General features: G+C 65.7%; 25 protein-coding genes. 12 read left to right on the top strand and 13 right to left on the bottom strand.

The window, feature by feature from the left end:
* Nucleotides 1-6 precede the first annotated feature (6 nt).
* From paaB to ACNJYD_RS26935, 8 genes are all read left to right on the top strand, one after another.
* The gene (gene paaB, locus ACNJYD_RS26970) at nt 7-294 is read left to right on the top strand and encodes a 1,2-phenylacetyl-CoA epoxidase subunit PaaB (RefSeq protein ID WP_439363823.1); all 288 of its coding nucleotides are present in this window, start codon (nt 7-9) and stop codon (nt 292-294) included.
* Nucleotides 294-1,070 carry a 1,2-phenylacetyl-CoA epoxidase subunit PaaC gene (gene paaC, locus ACNJYD_RS26965; protein WP_439363822.1) on the top strand — a complete coding sequence of 259 codons (777 nt, stop codon included), beginning with the start codon at nt 294-296 and terminating at the stop codon, nt 1,068-1,070. Before paaB ends, paaC begins: the two co-directional genes overlap by 1 nt.
* Nucleotides 1,064-1,567 carry a 1,2-phenylacetyl-CoA epoxidase subunit PaaD gene (paaD, locus tag ACNJYD_RS26960; protein ID WP_260382803.1) on the top strand — a complete coding sequence of 168 codons (504 nt, stop codon included), beginning with the start codon at nt 1,064-1,066 and terminating at the stop codon, nt 1,565-1,567. The genes paaC and paaD overlap by 7 nt, the downstream gene beginning before the upstream one ends.
* A gap of 136 nt (nt 1,568-1,703) precedes the next feature.
* Nucleotides 1,704-2,786: a 1,2-phenylacetyl-CoA epoxidase subunit PaaE gene (gene paaE, locus ACNJYD_RS26955; protein ID WP_439363821.1), complete on the top strand. Its 1,083-nt coding sequence runs from the start codon at nt 1,704-1,706 to the stop codon at nt 2,784-2,786.
* Nucleotides 2,787-2,837: 51 nt separating this feature from the next.
* Nucleotides 2,838-3,287: a hydroxyphenylacetyl-CoA thioesterase PaaI gene (paaI, locus tag ACNJYD_RS26950; RefSeq protein WP_172784039.1), complete on the top strand. Its 450-nt coding sequence runs from the start codon at nt 2,838-2,840 to the stop codon at nt 3,285-3,287.
* Nucleotides 3,288-3,327: 40 nt separating this feature from the next.
* Nucleotides 3,328-4,659 carry a phenylacetate--CoA ligase PaaK gene (gene paaK, locus ACNJYD_RS26945; protein WP_439363820.1) on the top strand — a complete coding sequence of 444 codons (1,332 nt, stop codon included), beginning with the start codon at nt 3,328-3,330 and terminating at the stop codon, nt 4,657-4,659.
* A 64-nt stretch (nt 4,660-4,723) separates the two neighbouring features.
* The gene (locus ACNJYD_RS26940; protein WP_439363819.1) at nt 4,724-5,725 is read left to right on the top strand and encodes a quinone oxidoreductase family protein; all 1,002 of its coding nucleotides are present in this window, start codon (nt 4,724-4,726) and stop codon (nt 5,723-5,725) included.
* 116 nt (nt 5,726-5,841) lie between these two features.
* Nucleotides 5,842-6,918: a YeeE/YedE family protein gene (locus ACNJYD_RS26935; RefSeq protein ID WP_439363818.1), complete on the top strand. Its 1,077-nt coding sequence runs from the start codon at nt 5,842-5,844 to the stop codon at nt 6,916-6,918.
* 1 nt (nt 6,919) lies between these two features.
* On the opposite strand, the gene ACNJYD_RS26930 is transcribed toward ACNJYD_RS26935, so the two are convergent.
* The 4 genes from ACNJYD_RS26930 to ACNJYD_RS26915 form a co-directional block, all read right to left on the bottom strand.
* Complete coding sequence (locus ACNJYD_RS26930; protein ID WP_439363817.1) at nt 6,920-8,143, bottom strand: bifunctional alpha/beta hydrolase/OsmC family protein; 1,224 nt, start codon at nt 8,141-8,143, stop codon at nt 6,920-6,922.
* Nucleotides 8,144-8,168: 25 nt separating this feature from the next.
* The gene (locus ACNJYD_RS26925) at nt 8,169-8,828 is read right to left on the bottom strand and encodes a sulfite oxidase-like oxidoreductase (RefSeq protein WP_439367517.1); all 660 of its coding nucleotides are present in this window, start codon (nt 8,826-8,828) and stop codon (nt 8,169-8,171) included.
* Nucleotides 8,829-8,916: 88 nt separating this feature from the next.
* Nucleotides 8,917-10,140, bottom strand: coding sequence for a cytochrome P450 (locus ACNJYD_RS26920; protein ID WP_212254856.1), 1,224 nt, complete (start codon nt 10,138-10,140; stop codon nt 8,917-8,919).
* 57 nt (nt 10,141-10,197) lie between these two features.
* A complete protein-coding gene (locus tag ACNJYD_RS26915; RefSeq protein ID WP_018648108.1) occupies nt 10,198-10,407 on the bottom strand; it encodes a ferredoxin in 210 nt (69 codons plus the stop codon).
* Between the two features lie 139 nt (nt 10,408-10,546).
* Between ACNJYD_RS26915 and ACNJYD_RS26910 the strand changes: the two genes are divergently transcribed.
* On the top strand, nt 10,547-11,194 hold the full coding sequence (locus ACNJYD_RS26910; protein ID WP_439363816.1) for a TetR/AcrR family transcriptional regulator: 648 nt from the start codon (nt 10,547-10,549) through the stop codon (nt 11,192-11,194).
* On the opposite strand, the gene ACNJYD_RS26905 is transcribed toward ACNJYD_RS26910, so the two are convergent.
* The 4 genes from ACNJYD_RS26905 to ACNJYD_RS26890 all read right to left on the bottom strand — a co-directional run bounded on the left by ACNJYD_RS26905 (nt 11,191) and on the right by ACNJYD_RS26890 (nt 15,238).
* A complete protein-coding gene (locus ACNJYD_RS26905) occupies nt 11,191-11,841 on the bottom strand; it encodes an aspartate/glutamate racemase family protein (RefSeq protein WP_439363815.1) in 651 nt (216 codons plus the stop codon). The two genes, ACNJYD_RS26910 and ACNJYD_RS26905, sit on opposite strands and share 4 nt — an antisense overlap.
* Before the next feature lie 148 nt (nt 11,842-11,989).
* Nucleotides 11,990-13,000 carry an amino acid ABC transporter substrate-binding protein gene (locus ACNJYD_RS26900; RefSeq protein WP_212254859.1) on the bottom strand — a complete coding sequence of 337 codons (1,011 nt, stop codon included), beginning with the start codon at nt 12,998-13,000 and terminating at the stop codon, nt 11,990-11,992.
* 12 nt (nt 13,001-13,012) lie between these two features.
* Nucleotides 13,013-14,362: an aspartate aminotransferase family protein gene (locus tag ACNJYD_RS26895; RefSeq protein WP_212254860.1), complete on the bottom strand. Its 1,350-nt coding sequence runs from the start codon at nt 14,360-14,362 to the stop codon at nt 13,013-13,015.
* Nucleotides 14,363-14,365: 3 nt separating this feature from the next.
* The gene (locus ACNJYD_RS26890; RefSeq protein WP_212254861.1) at nt 14,366-15,238 is read right to left on the bottom strand and encodes a MurR/RpiR family transcriptional regulator; all 873 of its coding nucleotides are present in this window, start codon (nt 15,236-15,238) and stop codon (nt 14,366-14,368) included.
* 88 nt (nt 15,239-15,326) lie between these two features.
* Here ACNJYD_RS26890 and ACNJYD_RS26885 point away from each other — a divergent pair, with 88 nt between their 5' ends.
* Both ACNJYD_RS26885 and ACNJYD_RS26880 read left to right on the top strand, forming a co-directional pair.
* A complete protein-coding gene (locus ACNJYD_RS26885) occupies nt 15,327-16,508 on the top strand; it encodes an amino acid ABC transporter permease (protein ID WP_212254921.1) in 1,182 nt (393 codons plus the stop codon).
* A gap of 2 nt (nt 16,509-16,510) precedes the next feature.
* The gene (locus ACNJYD_RS26880; protein ID WP_439363814.1) at nt 16,511-17,617 is read left to right on the top strand and encodes an amino acid ABC transporter permease; all 1,107 of its coding nucleotides are present in this window, start codon (nt 16,511-16,513) and stop codon (nt 17,615-17,617) included.
* A 149-nt stretch (nt 17,618-17,766) separates the two neighbouring features.
* Here ACNJYD_RS26880 and ACNJYD_RS26875 read toward each other — a convergent pair whose 3' ends face one another.
* Nucleotides 17,767-19,185, bottom strand: a complete 1,419-nt coding sequence (locus ACNJYD_RS26875) for an amidase (RefSeq protein ID WP_439363813.1) — start codon at nt 19,183-19,185, stop codon at nt 17,767-17,769.
* A gap of 126 nt (nt 19,186-19,311) precedes the next feature.
* Nucleotides 19,312-20,088, bottom strand: coding sequence for an SDR family oxidoreductase (locus ACNJYD_RS26870; RefSeq protein ID WP_439363812.1), 777 nt, complete (start codon nt 20,086-20,088; stop codon nt 19,312-19,314).
* A gap of 153 nt (nt 20,089-20,241) precedes the next feature.
* Between ACNJYD_RS26870 and ACNJYD_RS26865 the strand changes: the two genes are divergently transcribed.
* Entirely contained in the window at nt 20,242-21,315 is a 1,074-nt protein-coding gene (locus tag ACNJYD_RS26865; protein WP_172784053.1) for a tartrate dehydrogenase, read from the top strand.
* A 199-nt stretch (nt 21,316-21,514) separates the two neighbouring features.
* Here ACNJYD_RS26865 and ACNJYD_RS26860 read toward each other — a convergent pair whose 3' ends face one another.
* From ACNJYD_RS26860 to ACNJYD_RS26850, 3 genes are all read right to left on the bottom strand, one after another.
* On the bottom strand, nt 21,515-22,156 hold the full coding sequence (locus ACNJYD_RS26860; protein WP_439363811.1) for a suppressor of fused domain protein: 642 nt from the start codon (nt 22,154-22,156) through the stop codon (nt 21,515-21,517).
* A 167-nt stretch (nt 22,157-22,323) separates the two neighbouring features.
* Nucleotides 22,324-23,397, bottom strand: a complete 1,074-nt coding sequence (locus ACNJYD_RS26855; protein WP_172784055.1) for a malate/lactate/ureidoglycolate dehydrogenase — start codon at nt 23,395-23,397, stop codon at nt 22,324-22,326.
* Nucleotides 23,398-23,408: 11 nt separating this feature from the next.
* Nucleotides 23,409-24,320, bottom strand: a complete 912-nt coding sequence (locus ACNJYD_RS26850; protein ID WP_212254868.1) for an NAD(P)-dependent oxidoreductase — start codon at nt 24,318-24,320, stop codon at nt 23,409-23,411.
* Nucleotides 24,321-24,328: the final 8 nt, after the last annotated feature.

Raw genomic sequence — 24,328 nt, 5'->3', positions numbered from 1 at the left:
ATCGAAATGGCCACGCCGAACACGCCGCTGTGGGAAGTCTTCATTCGCGGCCGCAACGGGCTCGCGCACAAGCATGTGGGATCGCTGCATGCGAACGACGCGACGATGGCGCTGCAGGCCGCCCGCGATATCTACACCCGCCGCGGCGAGGGCCTGTCGATCTGGGTCGTGCCGTCCAGCGCGATCACCGCGAGCGATCCCGCCGAGAAGGGCATGATGTTCGAGCCGGCGGAATCCAAGATCTACCGGCACCCGACGTTCTACGAAGTGCCGGAAGAAGTGGGGCACATGTGATGGCGGTCGCCAACATCCAGGTCTCGGAAACGCCGCTGGTGCTCTACGCGCTGCGCCGCGCCGACGATGCGCTGATCCTTGGTCATCGGCTGTCGGAATGGTGCGGGCATGCGCCGATGCTGGAAGAGGACATGGCGCTCTCCAACATCGCGCTCGACCTCATCGGCCAGGCGCGGGAGCTCTACAGCTTTGCCGCCAAGGCCGAAGGCAGGGATAACGACGAGGACAAGCTGGCCTATTTGCGCGACGTACGGCAGTACCGCAATCTGCTCCTGGTCGAGCAGCCCAACGGCGATTTTGCCCAGACCCTGGTGCGGCAGTTCTTCTATTCCGCCTTCGCCGATCTCTATTGGCGCACGATGATGAGCTCGCGCGATGCGACGCTGGCGGCGATCGCTGCGAAATCGGAGAAGGAGAGCGCCTACCATCTGCGCCATGCCTCGGAATGGATCATCCGGCTCGGCGACGGCACTGAGGAGAGTCACCGGCGCGCGCAGGCTGCGATCGAAAATCTCTGGGCTTTTACCGGCGAGATGTTTGCCGTCGATGACGGCGAGCGCGCCCTGATCGATGCCGGCATTGCTGTCGATCCCGGGAGCTTGCGCGGGCGCTGGTTGACGACGCTCACCGATGTCGCCCGCGAGGCAACGCTCGCGCTGCCGCAGAACGATTGGATGCAGCAGGGCGGCCGCTCCGGCCGCCACAGCGAGCATCTCGGCCATCTGCTGTCGGAGCTGCAATCGATGCAGCGAACGTTTCCGGGGCTGACATGGTGACGGTGCTGGAGCGTGATGGCGAGCTGCGCCAGCGTGCCTGGAACGCTGCGGCTAGCGTGGTCGATCCCGAAATCCCGGTGTTGACCATCGCCGATCTCGGCGTTCTCCGCGACGTCGTTCTCGACGGCGATCATGTCGAGGTCGCGATCACGCCGACATATTCAGGCTGCCCGGCCATGAACATGATCGCGCTCGAAATCGAGGTCGCGCTGGAGAGCGCCGGCTTCCATCAGCCCAAGGTCCGCACCGTGCTGTCGCCGGCCTGGACCACGGACTGGATGAGCGAGGAGGGGCGCGAGAAGCTGCGCGCCTACGGCATCGCGCCGCCGCAAGCCTCGAGCTCGCGCCGCGCGCTGTTCGGCGCGCAGACGGTGGCGTGCCCGCAATGCGGCTCGGACAAGACCGAGCTGCTGTCCGAGTTCGGCTCGACCTCCTGCAAGGCGCTCTGGCGCTGTAAGGCCTGCCGCGAACCCTTCGACTATTTCAAATGTCATTGAGGCGCACGATGCCAGCCCCGCCGTCATTGCGAGGAGCGCTTGCGACGAAGCAATCCAGACTGCTTCCGCGGAAAGACTCTGGATTGCTTCGCTTCGCTCGCAATGACGACTTAGAGACCGAACGAGGGTGCCCGTGATGTCCGCAGCCGCACCGCGCTTCCATCGCCTCGCCGTCAGCGACCTCCGCCGCGAGGCCACGGACGCCGTGTCGATGACCTTCGCAATCCCCAACGAACTCGCCGGCGATTACGCCTTCACGCCCGGCCAGTACCTGACGCTGCGCACCATGCTCGACGGCGAAGAGGTGCGCCGCTCCTATTCGATCTGTTCCGGTCCCGATGACGGCGAGATCCGTATCGCCGTGAAGAAGGTCGATGGCGGCGCGTTTTCGAGCTGGGCAGCCGACGATCTCAAATGCGGCGACGAGCTCGACGTGATGACGCCAACCGGCCGCTTTGGCGTGGTCCCGCCGGCAGATGGGGCGTGCATTCACGTCGGTTTCGCTGCCGGCTCCGGCATCACGCCGATCCTGTCGATCGTGAAAGGCGTGCTGGCGCGCGAGCCGGACAGCCGCTTCTTCCTGTTCTACGGCAACCGCACCACCGACAACATCATGTTCCTCGAAGCGCTCGAGGAACTCAAGGACCGGTTCATCGATCGTCTCTCGATCTTTCACGTCATCTCCGGCGAGGAGCAGGACATCCCGATCCTGCATGGCCGGCTCGACGGCGAGAAGGTGAGGGTGCTGCTCCGCTCGCTGGTGCCGGCGGAAAGCGTCGATCATGTCTTCATCTGCGGTCCCCTTGGCATGAGCGAGGACATCGAGGCGACCTGCCGCGATCTCGGCATCGCGGACGAACGCATCCATGTCGAGCGCTTCGTGTCCGAATTCGGCGGCAAGCCGCGGCCGAGAAGGGCGGTTGCGCCCGACGCGCCGCCGAAGGCGATCGCCTCGTTGATCATCGATGGCAAGCGCCGCGACGTGCCCGTCGCCGAGGACGAGGCGATCCTCGATGCCGCCCTGCGCGCCGGCGTCGATCTGCCCTTCGCCTGCAAGGGCGGCATGTGCTCGACCTGCCGCGCCAAGCTGGTCGAGGGTGATGCGCCGATGGACATCAACTATTCGCTGGAACCGTGGGAGCTGAAGGCCGGTTTTGTTCTCACCTGCCAGGCCAAGCCTTCTACGGAGCGGGTCGTCGTCGATTACGACCATGTTTGACAGTGTTGTCCAACAAGCAGAACATTGCGTGCAAACAGCCGGGAGAAGCGCGTGAACGTCAAAGCCGCCCTGTCGCCTGAGGATATCGCCCGCGCCTGCGCCGATGCGATGTGGGCCGAGGACGATGCCTCCAAGGGTCTCGGCATGGAGATCGTCGAGATCGGCCCGGGCTTTGCGACGCTCGCAATGATGGTGCGGCCGGACATGGTCAACGGCCAGCGCATTGCCCATGGCGGCTTCATCTTCACGCTCGCCGATTCCGCCTTCGCGTTCGCGTGCAATTCGCACAATGAGCGCGTCGTGGCGGCGCAGGGCCAGATCACCTTCATCAAGCCCGGCAAGCTTGGCGATCGTCTCATCGCCAAGGGACGGGAAATCACCCGCGGCGGCCGTTCCGGCATCTACGACGTGCGTGTCACGGCGGGCGAGGTCGTCATCGCGGAATTCCGCGGACATTCGCGCGTCATTCCCGGCGCGTGGCTGCCGCCGCAAGATCAATAAGACCAACGAAGAAAAGAACAGACAATGTGGGGAAACGAGGATGGCTCTGACGAGGCTCAAGGAAGGTGGCAGCGCCTATAATGCGGAGATGGATGCGCATGAGCGCGCCTCGCGCGACGAGATCATGGCGCTGCAGAAGCAGCGGCTGGCCTGGTCGCTAAAGCACGCCTACGACAACGTCGCGCATTACCGCAAGGCGTTCGATAAAGCGGGCGTGCATCCGTCCGACTTTCGCGAGCTCTCCGATCTCGCCAAATTTCCGTTCACGGTGAAGACGGACCTGCGCGACAATTATCCCTTCAACATGTTCGCCGTGCCGCGCGAGAAGCTGGTCCGGGTGCATGCCTCATCCGGAACGACCGGCAAGCCGATCGTGGTGGGCTATACGCAGCGCGACATCGACACCTGGTCCGAGGTCATGGCGCGCTCGATCCGCGCCGCCGGCGGACGCACCGGCATGATCATCCACAATGCCTACGGCTATGGCCTGTTCACCGGCGGTCTCGGCGTGCACTACGGCGCCGAAAAGCTCGGCTGCACCGTGGTCCCGATCTCTGGCGGCATGACCGAGCGGCAGGTGCAGCTCATCAACGATTTCCGGCCCGACATCATCACGGTAACGCCGAGCTACATGCTCGCGATCCTCGACGAGTTCAAGCGCCAGAAGCTCGATCCGCGCCAGTGCTCGCTCAAGATCGGCATCTTCGGCGCCGAGCCCTGGACCAACGCGATGCGCGCCGAGATCGAGGACGCCTTCGACATGGACGCGACCGACATCTACGGCCTGTCCGAGGTGATCGGCCCCGGCGTCGCGCAGGAGTGCATCGAGACCAAGGATGGCCTGCACATCTGGGAGGATCATTTCTACCCGGAAGTGATCGACCCCGAGACCGGCGCTGTGCTGCCGGACGGCGAGAAGGGCGAGCTGGTCTTCACCTCGCTCACCAAGGAAGCCTTTCCGGTTATCCGCTATCGCACCCGCGACCTGACGCGGCTGCTGCCGGGCACGGCGCGGCCGGGCATGCGGCGCATGGAGAAGGTGACGGGCCGCTCCGACGACATGATCATCCTGCGGGGCGTCAACCTGTTCCCGACCCAGATCGAGGAGGTGCTGCTCGCGACCGACTGGTGCGGCGGCCACTTCATCCTGGAACTCACCCGCGAGGGCCGCATGGACGAGCTGACCATCATCGCCGAGGCACGGCCCGAGAGCTGGGACGGCCGCGGGCTCGTCGATCATGCGGACCGGATTTCGACCCACATCAAGAACACGATCGGCGTCAGCTCCAGGGTGCAGGTGGTTGCGCCCGCGACGCTGGAGCGCTCGCTCGGCAAGGCCAAGCGGCTCTACGACAAGCGGCCCAAGGACTGACGGGACGGATTGACTCGACTGGCTCCAGAGGCGACAAGGCCCGCGAGAAATCGCGGGTCTTTTCATGTCAGCCGATGCCAAAACCGTCGAAGCGCGCTGCGTGCGCCTCAACGCCAAAGCTGAAAATGCCGCTGCGCTTGCACCGATCGTTGAGCGCCGGATGCTCGCGCGCGGGCCGAACGATCTGCTGATCGAAGTGAAGGCGGCCGCCGTCAATCCGTCCGACGTCAAGGCTGCGACCGGGCTGATGCCCTATGCCGTGTTCCCCCGGACCCCCGGCCGCGATTACGCCGGCGTGGTGATCGATGGGCCCACCGGCACAATCGGGCGCGAAGTGTTCGGCTCCTCCGGCGATCTCGGCATCCGTCGTGACGGCACCCATGCGAGCCATCTCGTGGTCGAAGCCGATGCGGTCGTGGAGAAGCCGAAGACGGTGTCCTGGGAGGAGGCCGCCGGCATCGGCGTGCCCTTCGTCACCGCGATGGAAGGCTTTCGCCGCGCCGGCGTGCCGAAGAGCGGCGAGACTGTCCTGGTGTTCGGCGTCAACGGCAAGGTCGGCCAGGCCGCGGTGCAGATCGCGACCTGGCAGGGCGCGCGCGTCATCGGCGTGGTGCGCAAGGCGGAAGCCTATGAAGGCCACGCCAACGCGCCCATCGAGGTGATCGACGCCTCCGTCGCCGACGTTGCCACGCGCGTGCGCGAACTGACCGGCGGCAAGGGCGCCGACATCGTCTTCAACACGGTCGGCGACCCCTATTTCCAGGCCGCGCACAAGTCGCTCGCACTTCGCGGCCGCCAGATCCTGATCGCCGCGATCGATCGCATCGTGCAGTTCAACATCCTCGAGTTCTACCGCGGCCAGCACACCTATGTCGGCATCGACACGCTGGGTCTATCCTCGGCCGCAACGGGCGCGGTGCTGCGCGACCTTGGGCCGGGTTTTGCGAGCGGCCATCTGAAGCCGTTTCCGATCAAGGCGAACGCGATCTATCCGCTGGAGCGCGCGAAGGAGGCGTACGTCGCCGTCGCCGGTTCGTCGCGCGACAGGGTGATACTGAAGCCGTAATCCACCATCATTGCGAGCGCAGCGAAGCAACCCAGAAAATGCATCCGCGAAGACAGACTGGATTGCTTCGCTGCGCTCGCAATGACGGAGAAGGGCGAGAGGTCTGAGAACAACCGATGGAATCCACGCAACTCGTCATCCTCGCTGGTCTCGTCATCGGCCTCGTCTACGGCGCGGTCGGCCTGCTCAGCGGCTTCTGCCTGATGAGCAGCATGCGCGGGTGGCTGGCGGAGGGTGATGGGCGACTGGTGCGGAGCTATGCGCTGGCGATTGCGGTTGCGATCGCCGCCAGCCAGCTCCTTGCCGGCAGCGGCACGGTCGATCTCGGCAAGTCGATCTATCTGCAGCCGTCGTTTTCGCCGGCGGTGCTGTTCCTCGGCGGCCTGCTGTTCGGTTACGGCATGGTGCTGTCGAACGGCTGCGGCTCGCGGGCGCTGGTGCTGCTCGGCCGCGGCAATCTCCGCTCTTTCGTGGTCGTAATCGTGCTGGCGATCGCCGCGCAGATGACGCTGAAGGGCTTGATCGCGCCGGGGCGTCTCGCGCTGGTCCAGGCTTCGCAAACTACGGTCAACGCGAATTCGCTGCCGTCCTTGCTCGCGACGCTCGGACTCACCGAGGCGGCTGCGCGCGCACTGGCAGCCGCGACGATCGTCGTCGCGCTGATCCTGTTTGCTTTCGCGCATCCGGCGTTCCGCCGCTCGCCCGGTCAGATCGTGGCGGGCATCATCGTGGGCCTTCTCGTCGCCGGTGGCTGGTTGGTCACCGGCCATCTCGGTGCCGACGACTTCAATCCGGTCCCCGTGACCTCCCTTACGTTCGTCGCGCCAATCGCCGATGCCCTGCAATACGCCATGCTCTCGACCGGGCTGACGCTCAACTTCGGCATCGCGACGGTCGTCGGCGTCTTCACTGGCAGTCTGGTGACGGCAGTCGCAACTCGCCGATTCAAGCTCGAGGGCTATTCGTCGCCACGCCACATGCTGCGCTCAGGGGCCGGCGCTGCGCTGATGGGGGTCGGCGGCGTGATGGCATTCGGCTGCTCGATCGGGCAGGGGCTCACGGGCGTGTCTACGCTCGCGCTTGGCTCGTTCGTCGCGGTTGCTGGCATCCTGCTCGGCACCGCGGCAGGGCTGCGCGGTGCGCTGCGGGTTCAACCGCTCCAGGCCGCCGAAGCCGACTCGCGGGCCGCTTGAGCTACTCCACCGCCTTGGTCACGATGCGGATCTCCGATGTCAGGGTGCGGTGCACCGGGCACTTGTCGGCGATCTCCATCAGCTTCTTGCGCTGCTCGGCATCGAGGGCGCCGTCGATCGCGATGTCGCGCTCGATCTGGTCGAGCATGCCCTCGCGGGTCTCGCATTCCGCACAATCCTTGGCGTAGATCTTGGAATGCTTCAGCGTGACCGTGACGCGGTCGAGCGGCAGCGACTTGCGGTCGGCATAAAGGCGCATGGTCATGGAGGTGCAGGCACCCAAGCCGGCGAGCAGGAAATCGTACGGGCCGGGTCCGGCATCGGCGCCGCCGGCCGCGAGCGGCTCGTCCGCCACCAGATGATGTGGGCCGACCGTGATGGCCTGGTTGAATTTGCTCTTGCGGGTCTCCTGCACCACGACCTTCCGCGGCTCCTCCGGTAGATCCATCGCCTTCGCGGGCTTCGCTGCATCGACATAACGGCTCGCCCAGGCCACAATCACGTCGGCCGCATAGAGCGCGTCGGCAGGCTTGGTCAGAAGATGATCGGCATAGTCGAGCGAGACGAAGCTCTTGGGGTGTCTTGCCGCAACGAAGATCTTCGTCGCGTTGTCGATGCCGACGGTGTCGTCGACGGGCGAATGCATCACCAGCAGCGCCTTGTGCAGGCCGGTGGCGTCCTTCATCAGCGCTTGCTCGGCGATGTCGTCGAGGAATTCGCGCTTGATCCGGAACGGCCGTCCCGCGAGCGAGACTTCGACCTCGCCCTGCGCGCGGATGTCGTCGAGATGCTCCCTGAACAGGCCGGTGACGTGGGCGGGATCCGAGGGCGCCGCGATGGTGGCCACCGCTCTCGCCTCCGGAATCTGTCCCGCGGCGGCGAGGATCGCGGCGCCACCGAGGCTATGGCCGATCAGGATCGAGGGTGCCTTGCGGATGTCACGCAGATGATCGGCTGCGCGCACGAGGTCGGCAACGTTGGAGGAGAACGTCGAATTGGCGAAATCGCCTTCGCTCGAGCCGAGCCCGGTAAAGTCGAAGCGCAGCACAGCGATGCCCCTGGCCGCCAGTGCCACGGAAATCCGCTTTGCTGCCAGCGTGTCCTTGCCGCAGGTGAAGCAGTGCGCGAACAGCGCGAAAGCCGCGGGCTCGCCGTCGGGCAGCTCCAGCGCGGCCGCGAGCTGATGGCCGCCTTCGCCGGTGAATTGAAAGCGTTCCGTCGGCATGGGCTTCCCCCGTTCTTGCTCGAATTTAATCGCCCGAATAGCGCTGCTCGGCCCAGGGATCGCCGCGGTTATGGTAGCCGCGGACTTCCCAGAAGCCCGGCGCGTCCTCGGTCAGGAATTCGATGGCCTGGAGCCATTTCGAGCTCTTCCAGAAATAGAGGTGCGGCACCACCAGCCGCACCGGGCCACCATGCTCCTCCGTCAGCGGCTGGCCGGACCAGCTGTGGGCGAGCAGCGCGTCCTCGGCGGCAAAATCCTCCAGCGCGAGGTTGGTGGTGTAACCGTCGTAGGAATGCAGCACGACGAAGCGGGCATCCTCGCGCGGCTGGCAGGCCGCCAGCAGCTCACGCGTGGCGAGCCCTTCCCACTCGTTGTCATAGCGCGACCAGGTCGTGACGCAATGGATGTCCGAGGTGAACCGGGACTGCTTCTGCGCGGCGAACTCGGCAAATGTCCAGAACACGGGCACCTCGACCGCGCCATAGACGTCGAGCCGCCAGCGCTCGCGCGAGACCGGCGGGGTGACCCCGAGATCGAGCACCGGCCAGTCCTTGGTGAGGTGCTGCCCGGGTGGAAGCCGTTGATCCTCCGGCCGTGTGATCTTGCCGGTGAGAAAGCGGCCCTCGCGCGCCCATTTCTCCTTGGTGCGCGTCAGCTTGCTGTCGGATGGCGTCTGGTCGGTCATGGCCTGCTCGTGGCGATGCATGGCGGAGGCGTGCTTGGTGTCGCGCATGCCATGACAGGCCTGTCCGCTTCCTTCGCTTCGGGAAGGCTTACATCGCCTTTCCGAGCAAAAATGGCAACTGGCGTGGGCCTCGCACCGTTCCCTGTGACCAGGTCACGGTGCCTGCCGGATCGAGCCGGAAGTCCGGAATCCGCTTCAGCCATTCCTCCAGCGCCACCTGCATTTCCATGCGCGCGAGGTTGGAACCGACACAGCGGTGGATGCCGAGACCGAAGGCGGCGTGGCGATTCTCACGCCGGTCGATCACGACTTTGTCAGCGTCCGGAAACATCTTGGGGTCGCGGTTGGCGGCCGGGAAGGACAGCAGCACCATGTTGCCCGGCTTGACCGGACAGCCGGACACCGTGGTCTCCTTGACCACCTCGCGCGCCATCGTCACCGGTGAATAGGCGCGCAGCAGCTCCTCCACGGCGGTCGGGATCAGCCCGGGCTCGACGATCAGCCGCTCGCGGTCGGCCGGCGTCTTCGCAAGATGCCAGAGCGAGGAGCCGATCGCGCTCCAGGTGGTGTCGATGCCGGCGATCAGCAGCAGGCGCAGCGAGCCCATCACATGGCTGTCCTCGAGCGGATTGCCGTTCTTGTCCTTGGCGTTCATCAGGTAGGAGATCAGGTCGTCGGTGGGCTTGTTCTTGCGCGCTTCGATGTGGCCGCCGAAATAGGCCGTCATCTCCTGCACGGCCTGGAGCAGCTTGCTCTCGTCCCTGATGCCGAGCTCGAGGATCATGTGGATCCAATTGATGAAAAGGTCGCTGTCGCTCTCGGGAATGCCGAGCATGTGCGCGATCGCCCGAACCGGAATGTGCTTGGTGTAGCGCGCCGCAGCGTCCACTCGCCGCTCGGCGATGAAGTCGTCGATCAGCTCGTTGCAGATGGCGCGGACCCGCGGCTCGAGCTTCTTCATCGCGTCCGGCGTGAAGGGCGGCAGCAACAATTGCTTGGCCGGCTTGTGCTCGGGCGGATCGGAGGTGATCGGCGGGGCCGCGTTCCGGCTGGTGATTTCCGGCCGCACGTCACGGACGATGATGCGGCGTGAGGAGAAGTGCTCGGAGTCGTTGGCGATCTCGCGCACGGCCTCATAGGTCGTCGGAAGGTAGCAGCCGAGGAAGCGTTTCGTGTGCACCACGGGGCTTGCGGCTCGCAGCTCGTCCCAGATCGGGAAGGGGTCCTCCGTCCATTGCGGATCGGTGTGGTCGAAATCATGGACCCAGTCGGTCACGGGCGGATGGGCGGCGGGCTGGTCGACATCGGACATGGCAGGGAATCCCTTGGCTCGTGTTCGCTGAAAGCACGCGGGGCGGCCGCGGCCGCGTTATTCCTCGATCACATCGATTGCGATTTCCGGACAGTTGGACTTCGCAAGCCAGGCCTTGTCCTCGAGCCCCGGCGGGACGGTGCCGTCGCCGGCTTCGTGCGCGTTGCCGTATTCGTCGAGCTCGAAAAGCTCCGGCGCGAGCGCCTTGCAGCGGGCATGGCCCTGGCATTTGTCCGGATCGACGTGAACCTTCAGTCGCTCTGCCATTTTCGGCTTCCTTGGTCGTGTGCGCGCGAGGGCCCGAAGGGCGGCGCGTTTCCTCATCCCGGTTTTGTTTAAGTTATATGCTATTACATTCGCGGCGGGCTTCCCCTGTCAAGCGCAAACTTATAGGCTTCGCCCCGACATGCGTTCACGACCAGCCCGCAAGCCCGAGAAGACCTACCACCATGGCGATCTCCGCGATGCGCTGATCGAGGCCGCGCTGCACGAGGCGGAGCAGGGCGGCGCCGAGGCGATCAGCATCAAGGCGCTTGCCAAGAAGCTCGGCGTCTCGCAGCCGGCGCCGTACCGGCATTTTGCCGACCGCGAGGCGCTGCTCGCCGCCGTCACCGCGGAAGCATTCCGGCAGCTCTCAGCGCTGTTGCGCGAAGCGATGGCAAAGCAATCGAAGCAATCGAAGCTCTCGCGGCTCGCACAGGCGACGCTCGATTTCGGTCTGCGCCGGAATGGCATCTACCGCTTGATGTTCGCCTCGCGCACGGTGTCCTGCGCGGCCAAGGGCAGCGAGTTGCACGCAGCGACGCGGGAGACCTTTGCGCTCGTCATCGAAGCTTTGGAAGCGCCCGCCGTGGGTTATTTGCGCGAGCGGCAGGCGCTCAAGATCTGGGCGGCGCTGCACGGGGTGGTCATGCTGGCCGAGCAGGGCCTGTTCACCGGCGAGGCGGCGCACGCCACGCGCGAGGAGCTGGTCGAGGATTTCGTCAACGAGACCAAGGCTGCGCTTGCGGTCGCGATCAAGGATGCGCGGCGTCGGACCAAGGCCGGCGCTTAAGCCTTCACCTTCAACAGCCTCATCAGCTTCTCGACCGCGCTGTCCGGCGTGGTCACGACGGGGCGGCCCGTGGCCTCCGCGACCAGCGGCGCGGTCGCGGCGATGCTGAATTGCGCCAGAGCGATGACGTCGCAATCGCGCAAGCTCCTTGAGGCGTCTGCGATCAGCCGGTCATGCGTGGCGCGGTCGCCGCGGTCGAGCGCGGCCAGTGCGCCTTCGGCAAGTTTCGGCACGACCTCGACCGAAGCGGGAAACTCGGGCGGCATCGATGCCAGCGTCGGCGGAAAGGTCGAGAGCAGGCCGATGCGCTGGCCCATGGTCACCGCCCTCTCGATCATGGCCTCGTTCGGCTTGAGCACCGGCATCGGCGCATGCGCGCGCGCGACGGCCTCGATGCAGGGGCCGAAGGCGGAGCAGGTGAACAGGATGCCATCCGCTCCCGTCGCCGCCGCGTAGTCGCCGAGCGCCAGGAAGCGTTCGGTCATTTCATCAGTGAGTGTGCCGTCGCGGGCCAGGTCTGCAGACAGGCTGTCGTCGAGCAGGTTCATCAGCCGCGCCTCGGGCCACGCCTGCGCAAACGCCGCCTCGATCGGGGCGATGGAATGCTTGAGGGCGTGGATCAGGGCGATGCGAGGGGGCGTCGTCATTGAAGTTGACTACCTCGGAGGTCTCGTGCCCCGGACGCAGCGCAATGCGCAGTATTGCGCTGCAGAGCCGGGGCCCATTGTCGTTGCTGGGTCGCGGCTCTGCGCAGCAGCGTTGCACGCTGCAGCGCGTCCGGGACACGGAGCACCTTTACTTGAACGGAATGGCGTACATCAAGCCGCCCTTGCTCCAGAGGCCGTTGAGGCCGCGATCGAGCTTGAGCGGGCTCGCCTTGCCGACATTGCGCTCGAAAATCTCGCCGTAATTGCCGCCGGCCTTGATCGCCGTGACCAGCCATTTGTTGTCGAGCCCGAGTCGCGAGCCGAGATCGCCGCTGGCGCCCAGCAGCCGCTGGATCGCGGGCGTCTGCGACTTCGTCATCTCATCGACATTGGCCTGCGTGACGCCGAGCTCCTCGGCCTCGATCAGGCCGTAATGCAGCCAGGTGATGATGTCGCTCCAGACCTCGTCGCCGTTGCGGGTGAAGGGGCCGAGCGGCTCCTTGCTGATGGTCTGCGGCAGCACGATGTAGTCGGCCGCGTTCGGCGCCGCGGTGGTCACCGCGCCGGCGAGGGCGGAAGCGTCCTGGGTCATGGCATCACAGCGGCCGCCGAAGAAGGTCTGGTACATGGTGTCGATGCGGTCGAACACCAGCGGCTTCCAGTCGATGCCGTTGGCGCGGCCGTAATCGCCGAGCGTGACCTCGTGCGTGGTGCCCTGCGCGACGCAGACGGTGGCACCCTTGAGGTCCTTCAGCTCCTTCACGCCGAGGTCCTTCTTCACGACAAAACCCTGGCCGTCGTAGAAGTTGATCGGGCCCTGCCGCAGGCCGAGCGTTACGCCGCGCAAATAGGTCTGCGTCGAGTTGCGGTAGAGCACGTCGATCTCGCCCGATTGCAAGGCGGTGAAGCGGTTCTGTGCCGTCAACGAGACGTAGCGCACCTTGGTGGGGTCGCCGAGCACGCTGGCCGCCAGCGCGCGGCAATAATCGACGTCGAGACCCTTGTAATTGCCCTGCGAGTCCGGTGCCGAGAAGCCGGCAAAGCCGGCGCTGACGCCGCACACCAGGGTGCCGCGGCTCTTCACCGTATCGAGCGTCGCCGCCGGCGCCATCACCGTCGATGCCGCGAGCAGGCCCGCTGCGATAACCACTTTCCTCATACTACTCTCCCCTCAGTGATTGACACTACGCAACACGTTGTCGACGGCCGTGCCGAGCTTGTCGACGATCAGGTCGATTTCGTCCGCCGAGGCGATATAGGGCGGCGCCAGCAGCACGTGGTCGCCGCGCACACCATCGAGGGTGCCGCCGCCCGGATAGCAGCCGAGCCCGTTCGCGAAGGCTTCGGCCTTGATCTTCTGGTGCAGCTTGAGCGCCGGATCGAACGCGGCGCGGCTAGCGCGATCGGCGACGAGCTCGATTGCCCAGAACAGGCCGCGGCCCCTGATGTCGCCGACATGGCGGTGATTGCCGAAACGCTCCGTCAGGCGCTGCTCGAGCTGCTTGCCGCGCTCCTTCACGCGGTCGAGCAGGCCGTCCTCGCGGATCACGTCCTGCACCGCGAGCGCGGCGGCGCAGGCGAGGGGGTGTGCCAGATAAGTGTGGCCGTGCTGGAAGGCGCCCGTGCCCGAACGGATGGTGTCGATGATCTTGCCGCTTGCGAGCATGGCCCCGATCGGCTGGTAGCCGCCGCCAAGCCCCTTTGCGATCGCCTGGATGTCGGGTGCGACACCTTCCTGCTCCCAGGCATGCGTCGTGCCGGTGCGGCCCATGCCGCACATGACCTCGTCGAGAATGAGCAGCGCACCGTGCCGGTCGCAGATCTCGCGCACCGCTTTGAAGTAGCCGTCCGGGGCGGTCACGGCGCCGGCGGTGGCGCCGACGACGGGCTCGGCGAGGAAGGCCGCCACGGTGTCGGAGCCGAGCCGCTGGAACTCGGCGTCGAGCTCGGCGGCGAGGCGCGCGACGAACTGCGCATCCGACTCGCCCTCGCGCTTCTCGTGATAGGCGAACGCCGGCGTGACGTGGCTGAAAGCGCTCGACAGCAGCGGCGCATAGGGCGCGCGACGCCAGGCATTGCCGCCGGCGGCGAGCGCGCCGAGCGTGTTGCCGTGATAGCTCTGCCGCCGCGCGATGAAATGCTGCCGCTGCGGCTGGCCGCGCTCGATGAAATATTGCCGTGCCAGCTTGATGCTGGCTTCGATCGCCTCCGATCCGCCGCTGACGAAATAGGCGTAGGCGAGACCGCCGGGCTCATGCCCGACCAGCCGCTCGGCCAGCGCTTCGGCCGGCTCGGAAGAGAAGAAGGCGGTGTGGGCATAGGCCAGGGTCGAGGCCTGCCTGGCCATCGCCGCGATCACGCGCGGGTGCTGGTGGCCGAGGCAGGAGACCGCCGCGCCGCCGGAGGCATCGATGATGCGACGCCCATCCTCGGCGAAGAGATAGACGCCTTCGCCGCCGATCGCCTTGGGCGGCGTTTCGCGCAGCGAGCGATGCAGCACGCGGCTGGTGCGGGTGCTCATGGATCAACCTTTCTCCGAGACGTAGGTGGAGGCAGCACTGAGCCGCACCTCGGTATTTTCCAGACGCTTCTTCGCGGCGGCGCCGCCGAGCGAGAACGTGACCGCCGCGAGCGACTGCGCGATCGCGATCGCGCCGGTGAGGCTGGGGAAAAAGCCGGGCGAGGACGCTGCCTCGAACAGCAGCACGTGATCGGCGCCCTCGGCCATCGGTGCCGCGAGGCTGTCCGCGATCGCGACCAGCGTTGCGCCGCTGCGATGAGCGGCCTGCGCGACGCGGACGCTGGCATGGGTGTAGGGCAGGAAGCCGATGACGATGACGGCTTCGTCGGGCCGGAACGCGCCGAGATCGAGATCATCAGGCCCGGACGTGCCGACGAGCTGCACCTGTTCGGGCCGGAACAGGCGCAGCTCGTAATTCAGGAGCTCCGCGACGCTGCGGCAGCTGCGGTAGCCCGCGATCCAGATCCGCTTGGCCTCGTGCAGCGCGCGCGCCGCTTCCGCGATCGGCTGGGCCGGGATGCGTGGAAGGCCCGCGGCCTCGGCCTCGAGCTTGTCGATGACGAGCGTAACATCGGCGTTCGGCCCGTGACGGCGGCCTCTTGTGCGGCCGGAGAAGGGCGCGGTCTGCGATGGCCGGCGCGCCTCGGTCAGCGCCGCGCGCAGCTCGTCCCATCCGGAATAGCCAATCGCCTTCGCAAGTCGCGTGAACGCGGCGGGATCGGCGCCGGCTTCCGCCGCGAGATCGCGCATCGAACGTGTGGTGGCGTCGTAATCATTGGCGGCGACGAAACGGCCGACCTCCTGCAAGCGCAGGGGGAGCGATGGCAATGCGATGCGCAGTTCGCTCAGGGGCGAGGATTTCGCGGGCTCGGCCATGAAACATTTGTTGCATGAATTTCAGTTCGGTGCAACACTTGACGTGCGTCGCCGGAAATCGCTGCATTTGAAGAAGGATTTTTGTGCTGTGACCGCCGATCATCCCAGAGCACCGCCGCGTCGTCGCTTCGTGCTCGGGCGCAACGAATTGAAGGGGCTGTTCTGGCAGGCCTTGGTGGTCGGCATCGCGGTCGGGGTGATCGCCTTCCTCTGGTCCAACACCGTCACCAATCTCTCGGCCCGGCGCATCACCACCGGCTTCGCCTTTCTCGGTCGCGAGGCCGGCATGCCGATTGCCGACAGCCTGCTCGCCTACAATCCGAGGGATAGTTATCTCTGGGCCTTCGTCGTCGGCGTCGCCAACACCTTGCGCGTCGCCGTGATCGGCATCGTGCTCGCGACGATCCTGGGCACGCTGATCGGGATCTCGCGGCTGTCGGCCAACTGGCTGTTGTCGCGGCTTGCGGCGGTCTATGTCGAAACGCTCCGCGACATCCCGCTGCTGCTGCAGCTGCTGTTCTGGTACGTGATGATGCAGGCGCTGCCGGCTGCACGCGCCGCCTGGCGGCCCGTCGAGGGCGTGTTCCTGTCCAATCGCGGCCTGATCCTGCCGGCGATGCCGTTCGGGCCGCCGCAGCTCACGGTGCTCGGCACCGCGCTGCTGGGCTGCGCGGTGTTCTTCCTCTTCCGTCGGTGGCTGGTCGCGCAGCAGATGCGCGACGGCAAGCCGCGGCCCGTCTGGCCGTCTGCGCTCGGCCTCATCGTCGCGGTGCCGGCCGCGGTCTCGCTGGTGCTCGGCGTGTCCTGGACGATCGAGTGGCCGCAGCTGCGCGGCTTCAATTTCGTCGGCGGGCTGACGCTCGCGCCGGAATATTTCGCGCTGCTGATCGCACTGGTGACCTACACCTCGGCCTTCATCGCAGAGATCGTGCGCAGCGGCATCCAGTCCGTGCCGCGCGGCCAGTGGGATGCCGCCAACGCGCTCGGCCTGCGCCGCAGCTTCATGCTGCGGCAGATCATCTTGCCGCAGGCGCTGCGCGTCATCGTGCCGCCGATGACGAGCCAGTATCTCAACCTGACCAAGAACTCCTCGCTCGCGGTCGCGATCGGCTACCAGGACGTCGTCTCGATCGCCAACACCACGCTGAACCAGACCGGGCAGGCGATCGAAGCAATCGCGCTGATCATGGCGGTGTTCCTGACCATCAGCCTGTCCATCAGCTTCTTCATGAACTGGTACAATTCGCGTATCGCGCTGGTGGAGCGCTGATCATGACGGCCATCACCGACATGCCGGAGGCGCCCCGAGCTGCCCGCCGTCCGCAGCCTGGCAATCCGGTGCTGCACTGGCTGCGCAAGAACCTGTTCTCCTCGATCCCGAATGGGATCCTCACCGTCCTGCTGCTGGCGCTGCTCGCCAAGGGTATTTTCAGCTTCGTGCAATGGGGTATCGCCAACGCGGTCTGGCTGACGCCCACAAACGATTCCAGCGCCTGTCGCGCCGCGCGCGGCCTCGGCGCCTGCTGGGCCATCATCCCCGAAAAGTACCGCTTCATCCTGTTCGGCACCTATCCGTTCGACGAGCAGTGGCGGCCGGCGCTATCGGTCGTGCTGTTCATTGCGCTGTACACCCTCTCGACCCGCCGCGCGCTGTGGCGGCGCGAGCTGGTCTATCTCTGGATCGGTGCACTGGCGCTGATCAGCCTGCTGATGTGGGGCGGCGTGTTCGGCCTGTCCTTCGTCTCGCAGGATCGCTGGGGCGGCTTGCCGGTGACGCTGATCCTGGCGACGTTCGGCCTCGCCTTCGGCTTTCCGCTCGGCATCCTGGTCGCGCTCGGACGGCGCTCGAAACTGCCGGCGATACGTTCGCTCAGCGTGCTCTATGTCGAGCTGATCCGTGGCGTGCCGCTGGTGAGCCTGCTGTTCATGGCCAGCGTGATGTTTCCGCTGTTCATGCCGGCCGGATTCAACATCGACAAGCTGCTGCGCGCACAGATCGCGATCATCCTGTTCGCCGGCGCCTACCTCGCCGAAGTGATCCGCGGCGGGCTTCAGGCGGTGCCGCGCGGGCAATATGAAGCCGCCGATGCGCTCGGCGTGTCCTACTGGCGCAAGCACCGGCTGATCATCCTGCCGCAGGCGATCCGCCACGTCATCCCGCCGCTGGTCAACACCTTCATCGCCTTCTTCAAGGACACCAGCCTGGTGCTGATCATCGGCATTTTCGACCTGCTGACGACGGCCAAGACCGCGATCATCGATCCCGCCTGGCAGCAGTTTTCCGTCGAAGTCTATATCTTCGTTGCCGCGATCTACTTTGTCTTTTGCTTTGCGATGTCGCGCTACAGCCGGGGCCTGGAGGCGACGGGAGGGAGGTGAGGCCTCGTGTCCCGGACAAGGTGCAGCGCTTCAGCGCTGCGCCGCAGAGCCGGGACCCAGGGCTGCAGGGGAGGTCGCGGAGAGATGGGCCCGCTCTGCAGCGCAACGCTGAAGAAGCGCTGCGCTGCGTCCGGGGCACGAGAGCGCGGCTAGTTCTTCACCTTCGGATCGATCGGCGTCGTCGCGCGCAGGCCCAGAATATCCTCCAGCACCTTCGCCCCGGCAATCACCTGCGCATCGGCACGCGGCGCGCCGACCACCTGGACGCCGACTGGCAGGCCCGACGCCGTGAAGCCGCAGGGCAGCGAGAGGGACGGGCAGCAGGCCAGCGTGATGGCATAGACGATGCCGAGCCATTCAATGTAGTTCTCGAACCTCTTGCCGGCACATTCGGCGACATAGCGATGCTCGATCGGGAAGGGCGGAACGATCGTGGTCGGCGTCAGCAACAGATCGTAGCTCTTGAAGAACTCGACCGCCCGCGCCGTCATACCGACGCGCTGCGCCTCGGCACGCGCGAGCTGCTCGACCGTGAGCTTGAGGCCTTCCTCGATGTTCCAGATCACTTCGGGCTTGAGCAGGTCGCGCTTGGTGCGCAGCAGATTGGCCTTGGTGATTGCAAAATCGAAGGCGCGCAGCACGTGGAAGCATTCATGCGCCTCGCGCCAGTCCGGATGCGCCTCCTCGACGATGGCGCCCGCCTCCGCGAAACGTTCGGCGGCCCTGCGCGTGATCGCCTTCACTTCGGGGTCGACCGGGGTAATGCCGAGATCGGGCGAATAGGCGATGCGCTTCGGCCTCTTGCCCGCCTGGGCCGCCGACAGGAACGAGGTTGCCGGAGCCGGCAGCGACAGCGGATCGTCGGCATAGTCGCCGCTCATGGCATCCAACAGCAGCGCGAGGTCCTCGACGTTGCGCGCCATCGGGCCGACCACGCCGAGATTGCGATCGATGCCGGACTTCGGAGTATGTGCGACGCGGCCGATGCTCGGCCGCATGCCGACGACGCCGCAGAAGGCCGCCGGGCTGCGCAAGGACCCGCCCATGTCGGAACCCTGGGCGAGCCAGGCCATGCCGGTCGCCAGTGCCACCGCCGCGCCGCCGGAGGAGCCTGCGGCCGATTTCGTCGTATCCCAGGGATTGAGCGTCGCGCCGAACACCTCGTTGAACGTGTTGGCGCCGGCGCCGAATTCCGGCGTGTTCGACTTGGCGTAGACGACCGCGCCGTTGGCCTCGAGGTTTTCGACCATGAGGTCGGACTTCGCGGGGATGTTGTCCTTGAAGATCGGCGAGCCCTGCGTGTTCAACACGCCCGCAACATCGGTTAAATCCTTGATCGGCACCGGCAGCCCGGCGAGCAGTCCGCGCGCACCGGCCGGCTTCTGCATCAGTGTCTTCGCGCTCTCCCGCGCGCGGTCGAAGCACAGCGTCGGTAGCGCGTTGACCTTGCCGTCGACCTGCTTGATGCGCTTCTCCAGCACGTCCAAGAGCTCGAGCGGCGAGACGTCGCCGGAGCGCAGCTTGTCGACGACGGTGCAGGCGGTTTCGCGGATCAGATCTTGGGACAATTAGCTTACTCCTGTGCTTATTCGAAGCTCGTCATTGCGAGGAGCGAAGCGACGAAGCAATCCAGACTGGTTGCTACAGAGGCATTCCTGGATTGCTTCGCTGCGCTCGCAATGACGAGGATAGAGTTAACCCCACCCCGCGCTGATGCCGCCGTCGACCGTGTAGATCACGCCCGAGGTATAGCCGGCGCGATCCGAGGCGAGGAACGCCATGAGGTCGCCGATCTCGCGCGCGTGCGCGGGCCTGCCGAGCGGCAGGCTCTTCTGGAATTCCTTGTAGCGGCTCTCGTCGCCGAACTGGTGCCTGGCCCGCGTCTTCAGCAGGGTGACGTGTCGGTCGGTGCCGACGGGGCCGGGATTGATGCCGACGACGCGGATGTTGTCGGCGAGGCTCTTGCCGCCGAGCGCCCGCGTGAACGCCATCAGCGCCGCATTGCCGGCGCTGCCGCAGATGTAGTTGGCATCGAACTTTTCGCCGGCCGCGCCGATGTCGTTGACGATGACGCCGCCGCCCCTGGCTTTCATCTGCGCGTAGATGTGGCGCGTCAGGTTGATATAGCCGAACACCTTCAATTCCCAGGCGTGCCGCCAGGCCGCCTCGTCGATCTTGTCGATCGAGCCGCCGGGGATGTCGCCGGCATTGTTGACGAGCACGTCGATGTCGGCGGCTTCTTTCGCCAGCCGGGCCACGTCGTCCTCCTTGCGCAGATCGACGATGCTCGTTGCGGTGTCGATCTGGTGCGCGGCGCGCAAGCGGTCGGCCAGCGCCTTGAGCTGATCGCCGCTGCGCGCCGCGAGGAGGAGATGCGCGCCTTCCTCGGCGAAGGCCTCGGCAGCGGCTGCGCCAATGCCCTTGGACGCGCCGGTGATCAGGACGCGCTTGCCGCGCAGATGCAGATCCATGGGTGTACTCGTTCGTGGGAACAGGATCAAATCAGTAGGCGCTCGCCCGCGCCATGGTCAACATTGCAGTGCAGCGTTGCACTGCCGCCGCGTTTGGTCCATTGCAGTGCAGTCAGAAGGCGGCGACTGCCGGACCAACCAAGGACGTTCTCGATGAGCAAGAAACAATACCGGATCGCGGTCATTCCCGGCGACGGCATCGGCAAGGAGGTGATGCCGGAGGGCCTGCGCGTTTTGGAGGCGGCGGCGAAGAAGCACAACGTCTCGCTGCATTTCGACCATTTCGACTTCTCGTCCTGGGACTATTACGAAAAGCACGGCCAGATGATGCCGGATGACTGGAAGGAGAAGATCGGCAAGCACGATGCGATCTATTTCGGCGCGGTCGGTTGGCCGGCCAAGATCCCGGACCACGTCTCGCTGTGGGGCTCGCTGATCAAGTTCCGCCGCGAGTTCGACCAGTACGTCAACCTCCGCCCGGTGCGGCTGATGCCCGGCGTGCCGTCGCCGCTGGCGGGGCGCAAGCCCGGCGACATCGATTTCTGGGTGGTGCGCGAGAACACCGAGGGCGAATATTCCTCGGTCGGCGGCCGCATGTTCCCGGACACCGACCGCGAGTTCGTGACTCAGCAGACGGTGATGACCCGCACCGGCGTCGACCGCATCCTGAAATTCGCCTTCGAACTCGCGCAGTCGCGGCCCAAGAAGCACCTGACCTCGGCGACCAAGTCCAACGGCATCTCCATCACCATGCCCTATTGGGACGAGCGTGTGGAGGCGATGGCCAAGAAGTTTCCGGGCGTGAAGTGGGACAAGTACCACATCGACATCTTGACGGCGAACTTCGTGCTGCATCCGGACTGGTTCGACGTCGTGGTCGGCTCGAATTTGTTCGGTGACATCCTCTCCGATCTCGGCCCGGCCTGCACCGGCACGATCGGCATCGCGCCGTCCGGCAACATCAATCCCGAAGGCGATTTTCCCTCGGTGTTCGAGCCGGTGCACGGCTCGGCACCCGACATCGCAGGTCAGGGCATCGCCAACCCGATCGGCGCGATCTGGTCCGGCGCGATGATGTTCGAGCATCTCGGCGAGAAGGAAGCCGGCAAGTCGATCGTCGAGGCGATCGAGCGGACGCTCGCCGAACGCACGCTGCGCACCAAGGATCTCGGCGGCAATGCCGACACGACGGCGTGCGGCAAGGCGGTCGCCGAGATGGTGGACTGAGGCGGTCGATCTTTCCCTCTCCCCTTGTGGGAGAGGTTGGCTCGCCGCGCAGCGGCGAGACGGGTGAGGGGTCTGTCTCCGCGGAGACAGATCTATCATTCGCAGAATTGCTCGCCGAGAGAACCCCTCATCCGGCGCTTCGCGCCACCTTCTCCCGCAAGGGGGGAAGGGAAGGGCAGCAGTGCTTTTGGCTTAGGCCTCAAACATACGATTTCCGCGCCGGATCGAAGATCGGCGGGTAGTCGTTGTCATCGAGCAGGTCGAGAAACGGATCGAGTCCCCTGGCCTTGATCAGCGCGAGCTCCTGCTGCGAGATCAGGTTCACGGTCAAGATCTCCACGGGATCGCCCGCGATCTCCAGCGCCTCGGCGATCTCCTTGTCGGGGCCGATGATCGGTGTGAGAAGCAGGAACGTCTGGAAGTCTGTTCCTGCAACCGGCGGCCACGGAAGCGCGACGCGATGGCCGAAGCCGAACCAGGTCGTGTCGATGAACGGCAGATTGGCCAGCCAGCGCAGATTGGCCCAGACCTCCTCGGTCGGCTCGCGGACGTACCACATCAGCTCGGCTCGTGGCTTCGCGTCCCCTGGGACACCGTGCATCCGTTGCTCGCTCATGCCGTTGGTGAGAAGGACATAGCCTTCGTCGGAGCCCTCCCGGCAGACCGGGACGAAATCGCGGCCGAAGGCGTGGATGTCGATCCGGCGCTCTGCGCTGTCCGCGAACGTGTGCTCGGGCTCGCCAAGCTCGCTCTCATAGATGGCGAGCCGTTGCCGGTAGAGATAGGATCCGGGCGACGGCCGGTTTGAGCCGGACACGAATTTTGCGAGACGGGAGAGCATGTGAACCTCGAAAGCGGATATGAGCCGGGATATCCGCGTTGTCGCGAGGCAACGCGGGCCGGTTCAAATTCGCCCCGCGGGCGAGCCGATGCTTCGCCGTCGTCCACACTCCCGTGCGCAATCATCCATGAGGTCGTAACGACGCCGAGGATGCGCTGCGGTCGCAACTAGCCTGCGATCTTCTCGATCGCAGCCTGATCCAGCCCGAACTTCTTCCCGGCCTCCAGAATCTCCTGCCACGTCGTTGGATCGACCGGAATGCCTTCGGCAAGGCGCTTCTTCCTGGTCTCGCGTTCCGGGTCGCCGGCGATCAGCACCTTGTCGACCCCGGGCGCGGGCGGTGAGCCGGTGTGCCAGGCGACGAAACTTTCGACCTCGCGCGCGAGGTTTTCGCCGGTGCCGAGCTTGTCCGGGTCGATGACGATCGACAGCATGCCGTTGAGGACGTTGTACTTGCCGTCGGACGGGCCCTTGACAACCTGTCCGCCGGAGAGCGCACCGCCGAGGATCTCGCACACGAGCGCGAGTCCCGAACCCTTGTGCTCGCCGAAGGGGAGGATGGCGCCGTACGGCGGAATCACGGTGTAGCGCGGGTTGGTCGTCTGCTTGCCTTCATTGTCGATGATGGTGCCGGGCTCCAGCGCGACGCCCTTGTTGTGGGCGACGCGGGTCTTGCCCTGCGCGATCCTGCTGGTGGCGAAGTCGAGCACGATGGGATCCTTGCCGGCGCGCGGGATTCCGACGCAGAACGGATTGGTACCGTGACGCGCATCGCTGCCGCCCCAGGGCGCCACGATCGGCCGCGAGATCACGTTGACGAAGTGGATCGAGACCAGCCCGTGGTCGATGCACTGCTCGGCCCAGTGGCCGATGCGGCCGATATGGTGCGAGTTGGAGAGGCCGACGAGACACACGCCGTTGCGCTTGGCGCGCTCAGCCGCCAACTCCATCGCCTCATGACCGATCACCTGGCCATAGCCGGTGAGGCCGTCGAGCGTGAGGAGCGGACCGGTGTCGAGCACGATCTTGACGTGCTGGTTCACGGCAAGGCCGCCATTGGTGACGCTCTGGACATAGCGCGGGATCATGCCGACGCCGTGGGAGTCATGTCCCCTCAGATTGGCCTCGACCAGATTGGTCGATACGAGCTCGGCCTCGCGCTCCGAGGAGCCGCCGGCCTTGACGATGGCGCGGACCACATTGGTGAGCGGCTCAGCCTTGATGATGCGATAGTCGGCCATTGTTGTTGCTCTTATCCCTTCACGATTCGGCGGCAGTGAACCAGCGCCGCCTCAATCAGGTTCTCGCTCGCCTCCGGCGTGCGGAAGGCCGAATGCGCCGACAGCGTCACGTTCGGCAGCTTCGTCAGCGGATGATCGCCGGGCAGGGGCTCGATGTTGAAGACGTCGAGGCCGGCGTGGCGGATATGGCCCGACTTCAGCGCGTCGATCATGGCGGCCTCGTCGACCACGGCGGCGCGGGCGGTGTTGATGAGGATGACGCCGCGTTTCATGGCGAAGATCTTCTCGCGCGTGATCATGCCGCGCGTCTCGTCGTTGAGCAGCAGGTGCAACGACACGACGTCGCTTCTGGCCAGCACGCTGTCGAGGTCGGTGAATTCGACGCTCGCGTGGCTCTTCGGCGAGCGGTTCCAGGCGATCACCTTCATGCCGCTACCGGACGCAATGCGCGCGACCTCCGCGGCGATGCCGCCGAAGCCGATCAGGCCGAGCGTCTTGCCGGTGAGCTGCATGCCGTCCTCGCGCAGCCAGTTCCCGGCGCGCATCTCGCGGTCCATCATCGCGATGACGCGGGCCGACGCCCACATCAGCGCGATCGCGGATTCCGCAACCGCCGTGTCGCCGTAGCCCTTGATCAGATGCACGGAGATGCCGAGCTCGGCGAGCTCTTCCGGATTCATGTAGCTGCGCGCGCCGGTGCCGAGGAACACGACGTGCTTCAGCCCGGGACATTTCTTCGCGACCTCCGTCGGCAGTGCGGTGTGGTCGACGATCGCGATCTCGGCGCCGTCGAGAACTTCCGGATATTGCTCGGGTGTGATGTCGGGGTTCCTGTTGATCCGCACCTTGGGATCACCGGGCTTCTCCAGCCGCTCCATGATCACCGCCAGCGATTCATTGGCGTCGACGAAAACTCCGCGCATAATTCTCT

Origin of the sequence: Bradyrhizobium sp. SPXBL-02, assembly GCF_051853065.1 — a bacterium.
Taxonomy (GTDB): domain Bacteria; phylum Pseudomonadota; class Alphaproteobacteria; order Rhizobiales; family Xanthobacteraceae; genus Bradyrhizobium.
This window is presented reverse-complemented; position numbering and strand designations above follow the sequence as displayed.

Excerpts from the sequence above, each read along its gene's own strand:
- ACNJYD_RS26905 (WP_439363815.1), bottom strand. The coding sequence starts at position 11,841 with ATGACGACGCCCCCTCGCATCGCCCTGATCCACGCCCTCAAGCATTCC.
- ACNJYD_RS26865 (WP_172784053.1), top strand. The coding sequence starts at position 20,242 with ATGAGCAAGAAACAATACCGGATCGCGGTCATTCCCGGCGACGGCATC.
- paaC (WP_439363822.1), top strand. The coding sequence starts at position 294 with ATGGCGGTCGCCAACATCCAGGTCTCGGAAACGCCGCTGGTGCTCTAC.
- ACNJYD_RS26930 (WP_439363817.1), bottom strand. The coding sequence starts at position 8,143 with ATGCCGACGGAACGCTTTCAATTCACCGGCGAAGGCGGCCATCAGCTC.
- ACNJYD_RS26870 (WP_439363812.1), bottom strand. The coding sequence starts at position 20,088 with ATGGATCTGCATCTGCGCGGCAAGCGCGTCCTGATCACCGGCGCGTCC.
- paaD (WP_260382803.1), top strand. The coding sequence starts at position 1,064 with ATGGTGACGGTGCTGGAGCGTGATGGCGAGCTGCGCCAGCGTGCCTGG.
- ACNJYD_RS26935 (WP_439363818.1), top strand. The coding sequence starts at position 5,842 with ATGGAATCCACGCAACTCGTCATCCTCGCTGGTCTCGTCATCGGCCTC.
- paaK (WP_439363820.1), top strand. The coding sequence starts at position 3,328 with ATGGCTCTGACGAGGCTCAAGGAAGGTGGCAGCGCCTATAATGCGGAG.
- ACNJYD_RS26855 (WP_172784055.1), bottom strand. The coding sequence starts at position 23,397 with ATGGCCGACTATCGCATCATCAAGGCTGAGCCGCTCACCAATGTGGTC.
- ACNJYD_RS26925 (WP_439367517.1), bottom strand. The coding sequence starts at position 8,828 with ATGACCGACCAGACGCCATCCGACAGCAAGCTGACGCGCACCAAGGAG.
- ACNJYD_RS26915 (WP_018648108.1), bottom strand. The coding sequence starts at position 10,407 with ATGGCAGAGCGACTGAAGGTTCACGTCGATCCGGACAAATGCCAGGGC.
- ACNJYD_RS26850 (WP_212254868.1), bottom strand. The coding sequence starts at position 24,320 with ATGCGCGGAGTTTTCGTCGACGCCAATGAATCGCTGGCGGTGATCATG.
- ACNJYD_RS26900 (WP_212254859.1), bottom strand. The coding sequence starts at position 13,000 with ATGAGGAAAGTGGTTATCGCAGCGGGCCTGCTCGCGGCATCGACGGTG.
- ACNJYD_RS26910 (WP_439363816.1), top strand. The coding sequence starts at position 10,547 with ATGCGTTCACGACCAGCCCGCAAGCCCGAGAAGACCTACCACCATGGC.
- ACNJYD_RS26920 (WP_212254856.1), bottom strand. The coding sequence starts at position 10,140 with ATGTCCGATGTCGACCAGCCCGCCGCCCATCCGCCCGTGACCGACTGG.
- ACNJYD_RS26895 (WP_212254860.1), bottom strand. The coding sequence starts at position 14,362 with ATGAGCACCCGCACCAGCCGCGTGCTGCATCGCTCGCTGCGCGAAACG.
- ACNJYD_RS26860 (WP_439363811.1), bottom strand. The coding sequence starts at position 22,156 with ATGCTCTCCCGTCTCGCAAAATTCGTGTCCGGCTCAAACCGGCCGTCG.
- ACNJYD_RS26890 (WP_212254861.1), bottom strand. The coding sequence starts at position 15,238 with ATGGCCGAGCCCGCGAAATCCTCGCCCCTGAGCGAACTGCGCATCGCA.
- paaB (WP_439363823.1), top strand. The coding sequence starts at position 7 with ATGGCCACGCCGAACACGCCGCTGTGGGAAGTCTTCATTCGCGGCCGC.
- ACNJYD_RS26880 (WP_439363814.1), top strand. The coding sequence starts at position 16,511 with ATGACGGCCATCACCGACATGCCGGAGGCGCCCCGAGCTGCCCGCCGT.
- ACNJYD_RS26940 (WP_439363819.1), top strand. The coding sequence starts at position 4,724 with ATGTCAGCCGATGCCAAAACCGTCGAAGCGCGCTGCGTGCGCCTCAAC.
- paaE (WP_439363821.1), top strand. The coding sequence starts at position 1,704 with ATGTCCGCAGCCGCACCGCGCTTCCATCGCCTCGCCGTCAGCGACCTC.